A 12800-nucleotide genomic window follows, 5' to 3' on the forward strand; every position below is an offset into this window, starting at 1 on the left:
CCCGTAGCCCGCCGCCCACCGCCTGCCGGCCACGTAGGGAAAACCCGAAATTCGGAAGCCGCCGTTCGGAAGTGGGTGCGGGCACCGCCCGCCGCCCGCCCGCCTTTAATCGAATTTTCATTTGCTTTCCCCGGCCGGGTCGGGTACAATAAGACGACCCCGAGACGGGTACGGGAGGGGGAGAGATTTACGCGAAAAACGGACACAAAACGCGCGTGGCAGATCGTCAACATCGCGACGATCGCGATCGCGCTTGCGATATTGGTGGGGCTGGCCCTCACGTCAAACGGCCCCAAGGCGCTGCTGGAGCGCATGCACACGCTGCACACGCGCTGGCTGCTGGGGGGCGTGCTGTGCATGGGGGGCTTCTGGGTGTTTGAATCGCTGCTGCTGCACTGCATCACGCGCAGCCTGTACCCCGGCGTGCCGCTCTCGTCGAGCCTGCACACGGTGATGATCGGCCAGCTCTACAGCGCGCTGACCCCCTTTTCCACGGGCGGCCAGCCGGTGCAGCTCCTTTCCATGGTGAACGACGGCATGGACACCGGCGGCGCGGGCTTCGCGCTGACCATCAAGTCCATCACCTGGCAGGTCGGGCTCACGCTCAGCGCCGTATTGGGCGCGCTCTACGGCCTGCCCTTCTTCATGGGCCGCGTCGCGGGCTTCGCCGCGATGCTCGCCTTCGGCCTGGCGGTGAACGCGGTCGTCATCCTCTCCATCGCGGCCTTCGCCTGCTCCGGGCGGGTGACGACGCGCGTCACGTCGGGTATCATTCGCCTTCTGAGCCGCGTTCACCTGCTCAGCAACCCGGAAAAAGCCCGCGAAAAGGCCCTCAAACAGTTCGACATCTTTCACGCCAGCATCCGGCTGATCCTTAAAAGAAAGCGCGTGCTCGCAGCCTGCGTGCTGCTCACCGCGCTGCAGTTTATCTGCTATCACCTCGTCGCCTTCATGGTCTACCGCGCGTTCGGCGGCGCGCCCGGCCAGGCGCCGCTCGTGCTCTCCGCTGCGGCGATCGTCGCCCTCGTCTCCTCCTTCGTGCCCCTGCCCGGCGGCTCCGGCGGCGCGGAGGGCGCCTTTTACCTCTTCTTCGCCCTCTTCTTTGCGCAGCAGGACGTCATCCCCGCCCTGCTCCTGTGGCGCCTCATCACCTATTACTCCGCCATCGCCATCGGCGTCGTCGCCCTCCTCTTCGAGCGCAGGGGCCGCCCCCGCGCCCCCCGGCTCGCGCGCTGCGCGGACGGCTGCGAAGGCGAACCCCGCGCGGAGACTTCCCCACCGGATAATCTCGACAATGCGTAATATTATTGGCCGGCAGGCTCGAAGGGCGAGCCCGCTCCCGCGTCCCTGGCGGCGCGGAAGGCGGGCTTGTCCTTTTTCGTGACCACGCGCCGCTCTAAACCCGCGCCCGTGCAGAGCGTGAGCGCGATGTGCCCGCCGTGTACCTCCGGATGGCGCAGCACGCGCGCGGCCGCCCGGCGCGGCGATTCCCGGCTCAGGGAAAGAAAGCTGAACTTCTCGTCCTCGTAGGGCGCCTCGCCCCCCTTGAGCGATCGGTGCAGGCGCGTTCGCTGCACCCGCACGGCGAAGTGGCACCAGTCCCCAGCCGCCTCGCAGCCCTCCGCCGCGTGCGGGCAGGGACCGTCCGTAGGGCAGGGGGCCGCGATGTGCGCGCCCAGCGGCAAGAGCAGCGCCCGCGCCCGCAAAAGGTGCGCGGCCCCAGCGGGCGTGCCCGGCTCCACCAGCAGCAGCACGCCCCGCGCCGCCTCCCATAGCCGCAGCAGCAGCGCGTCCATCGCCCCCGGCGTCAGCTCGCCCAGCACGTAGCACGCGGTCACGAGGTCCGCCTGCGCCAGCGCCTCGTCCCGCGAAAGGTCCGCCTCCCGGTACGCCGCGCCGGACAGCGGCGCGGGCATCGCCCGCATCAGCGCAAGGCCCACCCCGCGCATCGCCGCCTCCCGCTCCAGACACAGGATCTCCCCAAGCGTCGGGCAGGCCGCCGCGCACGCGAAGGCCGCCGTGCCCGGCCCCGCGCCCACGTCCGTCAGGCTCCTGGGCGCAAAGCCCGGCAGGCAGGGAAGCGTCAGCGAAAGCGCGCGCGTCACCGCCGCGTACGTCGCGGGCATGCGCGATGCCGCGTAGGCCGCCGCCTCGCGCTGCGTCGTCAGCAGCCGCGCGCCCTCCCCGACGCGCCCCCGGTAGCGCTCGCTCAGCGCCAGCGCGTCCCGCCGCAGCGCCTCCTCGCCGTAGGGCGCAAGCAGCGCGCCGAGCGCTAAGGTCAGTTCCTCTGGCATTGCCGCCATGGTATGCACCTCCGTTTTAGGGCAGTATAGCATAGCCCCGCCGCCTGCCACAAGGTTTTTCTTGACAAGCCCCGGCAGCGTGTTGTATCCTATATTTATTACTGAAAAGCCGCTTTTTGTGGCGATGGAGGCCCTATGAGCGAGAACAAGCCCGTCGCGGACGAGACCAGCGCCTACGTTCACCTGGAGGAGGCGTACGAGGCGGGCAAGCTGCCCCCGGAGCTCGTGCCGCGCCTGCTGACGCTGCGCAACCGCGCGGCGCAGCGCTTCGACCTGCTGGAGCCGGAGCTGCGGGTGGATTCCCTCTCCGTGTCGGACGAGCGGGTGAAGTCCGCGCTGCGGCGCGTGGTGCAGATGCAGGGCGAGAACGCGGACGTGGGCGAGGTGCAGTACATCGCCCGCCACCTGCGCGAGGTGCTGGAAGCGACGAAGGCGCGCCTCGGCGAGGAGCGCGCGGCGGTGGAGCGCGGGCACTACTGGACGTTTGCGTCGGGCGAGGACGGCAGCGTGCAGCGGGAAGGGGACGGCTACGTCTACATCGTGGACGGCAGGCGCAGGGTGATCCCCGCGGGCGGCGACCCCGCGCCCTTCGTGGGCGAGCGGCCCTTCATCCCCATCGAGGACATTCCCTACGTCATGGGCGGGGAGGAAGCGCCGGAGGAGAGCCCCGAGGCGGAGGAGTTCCTCTCGATCCCCAGCTACATCTGCTACCCCGAGCTGCTGCGCGCGCTGGCGAACGCGGAGGACAGCTTCCGCACGGACGACTACCACCCCCTGCCCACGCACGAGGTGGACCGCGCCAACCTGCGCGCGAGCTACACCATCGCGCCGCAGGGCTTCGAGGACGACCCGGCCTACTACGACATCGACCGCCCGCCCACGGGCATGATCGAGGAGGCGACCTGGTCGCTCAAGCACCTGGACGACCTGGCGGTGGACGTGCTCAACATCACGTTCGCGGAGTGGATCCGCTCGCACCCCGCCTCGCCCGACGCCTTCATCAAGATCAGCGCGGCGGACATCCTGCGCGCGCGCGGGCTCAAGGCGCGCAAGAACGGCGAGGGCAGGCGCGGCGGCTTCACGGAAAAGCAGTACCGCGACATCTCCGACCGCATGCAGGCGCTGCGCAACATCACGGCGCACATCCAGCAGATGAACGTCTACGAGACGGACAAGAAGGGCCGCCGGACCCAGCGCACGTACAACCACCGCAGCTACATCCTGCTGATCTCCGGCTACGTGGAGCAGAACATCATCGACGGCCGGCCGCTGCAGTCGAGCTGGACCGTCCGGCCGGGCGACGTGTTTTCGCGGCTGCTCATGACCAACATTGGCCGCGAGACGGCCCTGCTCTCCGTCAAGGCGCTGCAGTTCGACCCCTACCGCCAGCAGCTCGAAAAGCGGCTGACGACCTACTTCTCCTGGCAGTGGCGCATCCGCCAGCTCCGCGGCGATTACGACACGCCCTACCGCGTCAAGACGCTGCTGGACTGGCTGGGCGAGACGCCCGACAAGAAGAACCCCCTGCGCACCAAGGAGCGGCTGGAGCGGGCGTTCAACACCCTCAAGCAGGAGAACATCATCGCGGACTGGTGCTACGGCCGGGACGCTCAGCCGGAAATCGTCGGCAAGCGCGGCTGGGTCGATCACTGGCTGCGCTGGGGCGTGCATATTACCCCCGTCGAGGCCATCGTGGGGCATTACGCGGGCATCCAGAAGCCCGCGCCCATGAAGCTGAACGCCCGGGCCGACGCGGAGCCCGCGCCCGCGCAGGCGCACGTCTTCACGCCCGAGGGGCTCAAGGCGCTCAGAAAGCGCAAGGGGCTCAGCCAGGTGCAGCTCGCGCAGCTCCTGGGCGTCTCGCAGGGCTACCTCTCGCAGGTGGAAAAGGGCAGAAAGCCCATGGGCCCCGCCGCGGACCGCATCCTCAAGTGGGTGATGGAAAACGACGCAGAGGCATAATCGCCACGCGATCATCTCGATGTTTATTACTATTACAGACCGAGGGTCTCTTGAATCGGCGGGGGAAGGGGAAAATAAAGTCCCCAAATGTCGAATCATGGAAGAGACCATCGGTCTTCTTTCTTTTTGGCACACCAAAATGGAACGAACGTCGGGCACGAGGGGTTGTGGTTTTTTGAAAAAGAATCACAAAATGTGGCATATCCCGCGAAATTCCTTCATATTATATACAGGTAAAGCCGCAAAGCGAAAAACGGGGAGGAATGGGACATGCTGACGGAGCGGGACGCGGGCGCCCTGCGGGGTCTGCTGGGTTGTGTGGATTTGAAGGAAGGGCTGAGCGCCTGCGGGGAAGACGCGGCGCTGTACTTTGCGCATCTGGGCAGCGCGGCGAGGCGGTATCAGCGCTATGCGCAGCATCTGGCGCTGGGCGCCGCGATGGCAGAGTGGGCGGCGGTGCGCCTGTCGCTGGGGGCGCTGGCGGTTTCGCTGCAATCCATCGGGGCGGTGAAGCTGGCGGACGACGCGGCGGGCCTGTGCGCGCGGCTGGGCGAGGGGGACACGCTCTACGCGCGGGAGGAGACGGAGGGCTTCTGTCAGGACCTGCTCTCGCTGTGCGGCGTCATCAACCGGTGCCTGGGGGATTAGGGGGCGCGGGCGCCCCCGGCGGGTTTCGCGCCGCCGGGGGGGCTGGTTTCAAGGGGAAGAGGGCTTTCCGCAGCTTGATGAGCTGCGGCTTTTTTGCGTGGCGTGGGGGCGGCGCGCAAAAATTAGCCCCGGATTGCCCGCGTTCCCCTTCCCTTTTGCCGTTTTCGGGCGTAAAATATACGTTAAAGAAAACATTAAGATGGGGAGATTTCGCGTGCAATTTTTACACAAGGGGCTGGTGCTGGATCATGCGGAAAAGCGCACGATCTGGCGCATTGTGCTGCCCGCGATGGTCGAGCTCGTGCTCTCGCAGCTCTTCGCGATGGTGGACACCATCATGCTGGGCCAGAGCAGCATGTCCGCCGTCGCCATCGCGGCGGTGGGGCTGACGAACAACCCGGTCAACATGGTGAACGGCGTGCTCACGGCGCTGCACATCGGCACCACGGCGGCCATCGCCTGGGCGGTCGGCGCGGGGGATCAGCAGGCCGCGCGCGCCGTCACGCGCACAGCGCTCACGCTTTCGCTGCTGCTGGGCCTGCTGGCCTCGGCGGTGCTGTTCTTCCCGGCCGGGCCGCTGGTGACCTTCATGGGCGCGCAGGCGGACACCTATCCCTACGCGAAGGAGTACATGCAGATCGTCGCGCTGGGCATGCTGCCCGCGATGGTGGGCTTCGGCTGCACGGCGTCGCTTCGCGGCGTGGGCCTCACGCGGCTGCCCATGGCCTACAACCTGGCGGGCAACCTGCTCAACGTCGTGGGCAACTACGCGCTGATCTACGGTCACTTCGGCCTGCCGGCGCTGGGGGTCACGGGCGCGGCGATCTCCACGACGCTTTCGCGCTACGTCTCCTGCGCGCTGGCGCTCGCGGTCATCTTCTGCGGGCATTCCAAGGTGCGCGTGCGCCTGGGCGAGGACTTTCGCCTGCACAGGCGGTGGCTCTCGCGCATCCTGGGCGTGGGCGTCACGGGCTCGCTGGAGCAGCTCGTCATGCAGGTCGGCTTCATCCTGTTCACGCGCACCGTCTCCGGCCTGGGCACGGTGATCTTCGCGGCGCACCAGATCGGCCTTTCGGTCAACGGCCTGACCTGGATGCCGGGGCAGGCGTTCGCGGTCGCGGCCACCACGCTGGTCGGCCAGAGCATGGGCGCGGGCGAGCCGGAGCGCGCCAAGACGTTCACGCGGGTGATCTGGCGCTACTCGCTGCTGACGGCGGCGGGCATCGCGCTGCTGTTCCTCACCTGCTCGCAGTTCATCGTGCGGGCCTATACCAACGATCCCGAGGTCGAGCGCCTCGCGGCGACGGTGCTGAAGATCATCGCCGTGGGCATGCCCGGCATCGCGACGCAGCTGCCCATCGCGGCGGCGCTGCGCGGGGCGGGCGACAGCCGCTTCCCGCTGTACGCGTCGGCCATCGGCATTTGGGTGTTCCGCGTGCTGGTCGCGCCGCTGTTCGTCTACACGTTCGGCTGGGGGCTGAACGGCGCCTGGTACACCATCGCGCTCGACCAGACCGCTCGCGCGGTGGTCGTGTACTGGCGGTTTAAGACGGACAAGTGGATGCACATGAAGGCGAAGCTCGCGGGGTGAGGCGCTCCGCGCGGGGAGCTACGGGAGGACGGAGGGAACGGGGGATTTATCCGGCGGGGGCGCTCCCATGGGCTTGCGTGCGCGGGGGAGACGGGAGATATCTGGCGAAGGCTGCATGGGTATAAGAAACAGGTACGCGCTGCGCTGAGCCCAGAGGGGTCAGGGGGGATTCCGATTTCCCCCCTTAGACCCCTCTGGACACCCCTAACCCCCTTGAAACGGCCACTCACGGGGGCCGCACGGCCCCCTGGCGTGGAGCCGCCCCCATGGGTTTGCGCGCGCTTCGCGCGCGGGGTTACGGGGGTTACGAGGTCTGCGAAAGACCAGGGGGTATGAGATTTCCTGTGCCTCCCCCGCGCACGGGGGAGGTGCCCCGTGAGGGGCGGAGGGGCCTTGAAAACTGCGGCATTTAGCGAAATCGGGCCCTTGCCGATGATACGCCGCGCAAAAAATCCGGCGAGAGAGGCGCGTTCGTCGGAGGATGCCGACCGCAAAGCGGTCAATCAAAGGCATCCGTAGACATTTAAGCGCCCGCCGGATTTTTTCGCCTGAGCGGCAAGGGCCCGATTTCGCGCGCCGCACGGCCTCTTTTGGTTCTTTTCGGCAAAGAAAAGAACAATCGTAACCTGATTGTTATACGCGCAGGGTCGCGGCCAAATTTCAAAGAAAAGAACAATCGTAACCTGATTGTTATACGCACGCGGCAGCGGCATCGGCACCCAGCCTGCCGCCGCCATGCTTTCCAATATATATAAAAGCGGAAAAGAGAAGGAGCACACCATGGAAGAAGAAAAGAGCAAGAGCACCAAAGGCAATCTGCGCGCGTTCGCGCGCTACTATAAACCTCACTGGAAGCTGTTCGCGCTGGACATGGCCTGCGCGCTGGTCGTGGCGCTGGTCGATCTCATGTTCCCGGTCGTCACGCGCACGGTGCTGGAGACCTACCTGCCGTCCGCGATGTACCGCGCGTTCTTCATCATCATCGCGGTCATGGGCGCGGCCTACCTGCTGCGCTGCGCCATGCAGTGGATCATCGCCTACTTCGGCCACATGATGGGCGTGCTGATGGAGGCCGACATGCGCCGGGACATCTTCACCCAGCTGCAAAAGCTCTCCTTCACGTTCTACGACAAGAACCGCACGGGCCGCCTCATGTCGCGCGTGACGACCGACCTGTTCGAGATCACCGAGCTCGCCCATCACGGCCCGGAGGACCTGTTCATCTCCGTGGTGACGCTCGTGGGCTCGTTCATCGTGCTCTTCTCCATGCAGTGGAAGCTCGCGCTCGTGCTGCTCATCATGGTGCCCATCCTGCTCGCGTTCACCATCACCCAGCGCGAGCGCATGTCCAGCTCCAGCCGCAAGGTCAAGGAGCGCATGGCGGGCATCAACGCGGACATCGAATCCTCCATCTCCGGCGTGCGCGTGGCCAAGGCCTTCACCAACGAGGAATACGAGATCGAGAAGTTCCAAAAGGGCAACGAGCGCTTTAAGGGCGCGAAGAAGGGCTTTTACAGCGCCATGGCCCGCTTCCACAGCGGCATGGAGCTGCTGCTCAACCTCATGGGCCTGCTGGTGCTGCTCTTCGGCGGCCTGCTCATCATGAGCGGCGAGCTGACGCTGGCGCAGCTCATCACGTTCAACCTCTACGTCGCCTCCATCCAGAGCCCGATCCGCCGCCTCGCGCAGTTCGTCGAGCAGTTCAACACCGGCATGGCGGGCTTCCATCGCTTTGAGGAGGTCATGAAGGAGCAGCCCGACATCGCGGACGCGCCGGGCGCGAAGGCCCTGCGCGACGTGAAGGGCGACATCCGCTTTAAGGACGTCACCTTTTCCTACGAGGAGGGCCGCAGCGTGCTGCGGAACGTGAACCTGCACATCCCGCAGGGCGAGATGCTGGCGCTGGTCGGCCCCTCCGGCGGCGGCAAGTCCACGCTCTGCCAGCTCATCCCGCGCTTTTACGACGTGAAGGAGGGGGCGATCCTGCTCGACGGGCAGGACATCCGCACCCTCCGCCTGAAGGATCTGCGCGCGGCCATCGGCATCGTGCAGCAGGACGTCTTCCTCTTCGCGGGCTCGGTGCTGGAAAACATCCGCTACGGCCGCCCGGACGCGACGATCGAGCAGGTGATCGAGGCCGCGAAGCTGGCGGAGATTCACGACGACATCATGGCCATGCCCGAGGGGTACGACACGGTCGTGGGCGAGCGCGGCATCCTGCTCTCCGGCGGGCAGAAGCAGCGCGTCTCCATCGCGCGCATCTTTTTGAAGGACCCGCGTATCCTGATTCTGGACGAGGCCACCAGCGCGCTGGACACCGCGACCGAGGTGCGCATTCAGCGCGCGTTCGACCGGCTCGCCAAGGGCCGCACGACGCTGGTGATCGCCCACAGGCTTTCGACCATCAAGAACGCGGACGAGATCGTCGTCATCGGGGATCAGGGCATCGAGGAGCGCGGCACGCACGCGCAGCTCATGGAGAAGGGCGGCGCGTACAGGACGCTGCACGACGCGCAGTTCAGGGCGCAGGAGGCGTAAGGCCGCCCGCCCAGGAGGAGAGGGGAAAGTATGAAGGGGATGAAGATCGGCGGGGATCCGTTCTACCGCCACCTGTTTCGCCTGACGCTGCCGGTCGTGGTGCAGAACCTGCTCAGCGCGGCCGTCAACTCCGCGGACGTGGTGATGCTCAACTACGTCAGCCAGTCCGCGATTTCCGCGGTCTCGCTGGCGAGCCAGTACGCGAGCATCCTGTTCATGGTCTACTACGGGCTGGGCACGGGCGCGACCATGCTGTGCGCGCAGTACTTCGGCAAGGGGAACATGCGCGCCATTCAGGTGGTGGAGGGCATCGCCATGCGCTTTTCGCTGGGGCTCTCCGTGGGCTTCGCGGCGCTGACGCTCTTCGTGCCGGGCCAGCTCATGCGCATCTTCACCAGCGACCCGGAGCTGATCGCGCTGGGCAGCGAGTACCTGCGGGTGATGAGCGTCACGTACCTTTGCTGGGGCGTCATCGAGGTCTACCTCTCGGTGCTGCGCTCCATCGGCCGGGTCACGGTCTGCATGGTGCTCAACATCGTCGCCTTTACGCTGAACGTCGTGCTCAACGCGGTGTTCATCTTCGGGCTGCTGGGCGCGCCGCGGCTGGGCGTCACGGGCGTCGCCATCGCCACGGCCATCTCGCGCCTGGTGGAGCTGGCGCTGTGCGTCGTCGTCTCCGCGCGGAGCCGGGACATCAAGCTCAACCCCGCCTACATGTTCGTCAAGAACAAGCAGCTCTTCGGGGACTTCGTGCGCCTCTCGCTTCCGGCGCTCGGCAACGACATCGTCTGGGGCGTCGGCTTTTCCATGTACTCGGTCATCCTGGGGCATCTGGGCTCGGACGTGGTCGCGGCCAACTCGCTGGTGTCGGTCGTGCGCAACCTGGGCACCATCGCCTGCTTCGCGCTCGCCAGCGCGGGCGGCATCCTGCTGGGCCAGGTGATCGGGGAAAACCGCATCGAGGACGCGCGCAGGAACGCCTCGCAGCTCGTGCGTCTCACGCTCATCACGGGCGTGCTGGGCGGCGTGCTGATCCTGCTGCTCACGCCGTTCGTGCTGCGCTACGCGGACCTTTCCGAGACGTCGATGGGCTACCTGCGCGTGATGCTGCTGCTCAACAGCGTGTACATCATCGGCCCCGCGCTTAACACCACGCTCATCGCGGGCGTGTTCCGCGCGGGCGGCGACAGCCGCTTCGGCCTCATCTGCGACGTGCTGGACATGTGGGTCTATGCCGTGCCGCTGGGCTTCATCGCGGCCTTCGCGCTGAAGCTGCCGGTCCTCTGGGTGTACGTGCTGCTGTGCACGGACGAGTTCGTCAAGCTGCCCTTCGTCATAAGGCACTACCGCAGCGGCCGGTGGCTCAAGAACATCACCCGCGAGCACCTCTTCGAGGAGACGGCGTAAGGCGGGAAGGCCGCCACGCTGAAACGCGTCTGCGAAAAGCTCGCCATCCCCCGCGACGGGCTGCTCTTCGGAAATCCCGAAATAGACGATGCGGAATACCGCGGCGAGGCAAAACCCCCGTTTACAGCGTATATGGCTGCAAACGGGGGTTTTTGCGGCTTTTCGCGGCCCGTTTGGGGGCATGTCATGCGTTTGTTTTGTTTGCATCTTTACAAAAACAGGACGCAAAGTTATAATGTTCCTATAAATCGCGCGTCCGCCGCGCAAAAGGGGAGAGGGAATTGAGGACATTTCGCCGGGCGCTGCTGGGCCTGATTGCCGCGCTATCGCTGGTCGTGAGCGTCCATGCCTGCGCGGAAGGCTTTTTCGAGGATTACGAGGCCATCGACCGCGCGGCCAAGTCGGTGCTGATGCTGGAAGTGTTCCGGGACGGGGAGGACGAGCCCTTCGCGACCGGCAGCGGCTTCGTCGCGTTCGACAGCCGGACGCTGGTGACGAACTACCACGTCATCAAGGACGCGGACTTCGTGATCGCCTACAGCGACGAGGGCTACGCCTACCTCGCCAGCGACGTGCTGATCGCGGACGCGCGGCGCGACGTGGCCATCCTGCGCTTTCTCACCCCGACGGACCGCGCGCCGCTGACGCTGGCGGAGGATACGAACCAAATGCGCGGCCAGCCCGTCATGGCCATCGGCAGCCCGCGCGGGCTCGTCAACACGGTGAGCACCGGCATCGTCAGCGCGATTTTCACCGAAGACGGCGTCTGGGAGATTCAGACCAGCGCGCCCATCTCGCACGGCAGCAGCGGCGGGGCGCTCTTTGACGCAAAGGGGGCCGTCGTCGGCATGACCTCCGCGCTGGTGGAGGACGGGCAGAACCTGAACTTCGCGGTGCACAGCGTCGAAATCCTCGACCTGTACGCGCGCGGAGAGGGGCTTCGGCCGGCGAAGATGTCGGGGTACACGCCGCCGGCCCAGAACTCGACGCCCACGCCGGTACCGACCCCGACGCCGCTCCCCAGCCCCCAGCCGGTCGAGACGCTACAGCCTACGCCGGTTCCGACCGCGCCGCCCCTGTCGCATTTCACGCAGGCGGACTTCGACGCCTATACGGCGCTTTCCGTCGGCAGCTCGGGCGAGGCGGTGACGGCGCTCAAGGAGCGGCTGTACGAGCTCGGGTACTTCAAGACGAATACCTTCAACGCCCAATACACGGAAAACACCGCGCAGACCGTGCAGGCGTTTCAGCAGGTGAACGGCCTTCCGGCGGACGGTGTGGCCGGCCCCGAGACGCAGGCGCTGCTCTTTTCCTCCTATGCGCAGGGCAAGCCCGTGCCGACCGCCGCCCCCACGCGCACGCCGAGGCCGACGAGGACGCCGCGCCCCACCGCGACGCCTTACGCGGAACCGGCGTATCCGCTGGAGCTGTGCGGCTACGGGGATTGTGAGTTTCATAACGGCAGCCCCAGCCTTGACGTGCAGGTGAGAAACCTCAGCGAAAAGACGGCGATCGACGGCTTTACGCTTCTCTATTGCGCCAGGGACGTCTACGGCAACGACATACGGCCTTCGGGCGACGATTTTGAGGACTACGACGGGTTCAACGTGTACCACACCTTTAACGTCAAGATCAATCCGAAGGCCAAGCGCTACACGGGGTATCTGGATCTGGAGTGCTTTTCCGACGCCAAACGCATCTATGTGGCGGTCTACAAGGTGCATACCGCGACGGGCCGGACGATCGAATACGATCTGGACGATTTGACTGTCTACTATTGGGAGATCGAGTGACCGGCGCTTTCCCGCGCGGAGGGATTGCCGCGGGAAAGGTACAGACGAACACCGCCCGCCGCCTTCTAAGAAGATATTTCTTAGAGGACGGCGGGCGGTTTCTGTCGCGGTTCATTTGAGGGCGCTACGGCGGCGGCGCGCTTTGCGCTCCTTCGCCTATTTCAGCTCCCGCTGCACGTATTTGGGCAGCTTGGCGACCACCGCCTCGTAGCTGTGGTCGATCATCTCCGCGATCGCGTCGTCCGGCACGCGCCCGTCCAGGGGCAGCGTGTTGAAGTAGGGCTGCTGCACCGGCGGGCAGTGATAGCCGCGCACGACGACCTCCGGGAAGAGCCCCCGGTAGACGAACCCCATCTTCTCGGTGCAGCACAGCGTCACCGTGTCCTGCCCCCGCAGGCGGAATACCTGCGCGAAGATGCGGCCGGGCCTGTCGCCCAGGCGGCCCACCTTCACCACCGTGACCTCCGGCCCGAACGGGGCGTCCAGATACGCGCCCGGCTTTTGCAGGCAGCAATCGACGACCTCCTGCGGCGTCATACATGCATCCTCCCTTCGCCG

9 protein-coding genes are annotated in these 12800 nt (G+C 66.1%); 7 read left to right on the forward strand and 2 right to left on the reverse strand.

Annotated elements, in window-relative coordinates; genetic code table 11:
• On the forward strand, nucleotides 1–1302 hold a 1302-nt coding region (locus C1725_RS00510; protein ID WP_346026192.1), incomplete at its 5' end, for a lysylphosphatidylglycerol synthase transmembrane domain-containing protein.
• Nucleotides 1303–1304: 2 nt separating this feature from the next.
• Here the strand turns inward: C1725_RS00510 and C1725_RS19090 are convergent.
• Nucleotides 1305–2303 carry a small ribosomal subunit Rsm22 family protein gene (locus C1725_RS19090; RefSeq protein WP_346026193.1) on the reverse strand — a complete coding sequence of 333 codons (999 nt, stop codon included), beginning with the start codon at nucleotides 2301–2303 and terminating at the stop codon, nucleotides 1305–1307.
• A gap of 135 nt (nucleotides 2304–2438) precedes the next feature.
• On the opposite strand from C1725_RS19090, the gene C1725_RS18820 reads away from it, so the two are divergent.
• The 6 genes from C1725_RS18820 (at nucleotide 2439) to C1725_RS00545 (ending at nucleotide 12242) form a co-directional block, all read left to right on the forward strand.
• Entirely contained in the window at nucleotides 2439–4265 is a 1827-nt protein-coding gene (locus C1725_RS18820; protein ID WP_146009086.1) for a helix-turn-helix domain-containing protein, read from the forward strand.
• Between the two features lie 270 nt (nucleotides 4266–4535).
• Nucleotides 4536–4913, forward strand: a complete 378-nt coding sequence (locus C1725_RS00520; protein ID WP_102409732.1) for a hypothetical protein — start codon at nucleotides 4536–4538, stop codon at nucleotides 4911–4913.
• 214 nt (nucleotides 4914–5127) lie between these two features.
• The gene (locus C1725_RS00525; RefSeq protein ID WP_346026194.1) at nucleotides 5128–6504 is read left to right on the forward strand and encodes an MATE family efflux transporter; all 1377 of its coding nucleotides are present in this window, start codon (nucleotides 5128–5130) and stop codon (nucleotides 6502–6504) included.
• 780 nt (nucleotides 6505–7284) lie between these two features.
• Complete coding sequence (locus tag C1725_RS00535) at nucleotides 7285–9042, forward strand: ABC transporter transmembrane domain-containing protein (protein ID WP_102409735.1); 1758 nt, start codon at nucleotides 7285–7287, stop codon at nucleotides 9040–9042.
• A 30-nt stretch (nucleotides 9043–9072) separates the two neighbouring features.
• Nucleotides 9073–10449 carry an MATE family efflux transporter gene (locus C1725_RS00540; protein ID WP_102409736.1) on the forward strand — a complete coding sequence of 459 codons (1377 nt, stop codon included), beginning with the start codon at nucleotides 9073–9075 and terminating at the stop codon, nucleotides 10447–10449.
• A gap of 281 nt (nucleotides 10450–10730) precedes the next feature.
• Nucleotides 10731–12242, forward strand: coding sequence for a trypsin-like peptidase domain-containing protein (locus tag C1725_RS00545; protein WP_102409737.1), 1512 nt, complete (start codon nucleotides 10731–10733; stop codon nucleotides 12240–12242).
• Between the two features lie 156 nt (nucleotides 12243–12398).
• On the opposite strand, the gene C1725_RS00550 is transcribed toward C1725_RS00545, so the two are convergent.
• Nucleotides 12399–12779, reverse strand: a complete 381-nt coding sequence (locus C1725_RS00550) for an MmcQ/YjbR family DNA-binding protein (RefSeq protein ID WP_102409738.1) — start codon at nucleotides 12777–12779, stop codon at nucleotides 12399–12401.
• Nucleotides 12780–12800 lie beyond the last annotated feature (21 nt).

This window comes from Beduinella massiliensis (genome assembly GCF_900199405.1).
Taxonomy (GTDB): Bacteria; Bacillota; Clostridia; order Christensenellales; family Aristaeellaceae; genus Beduinella; species Beduinella massiliensis.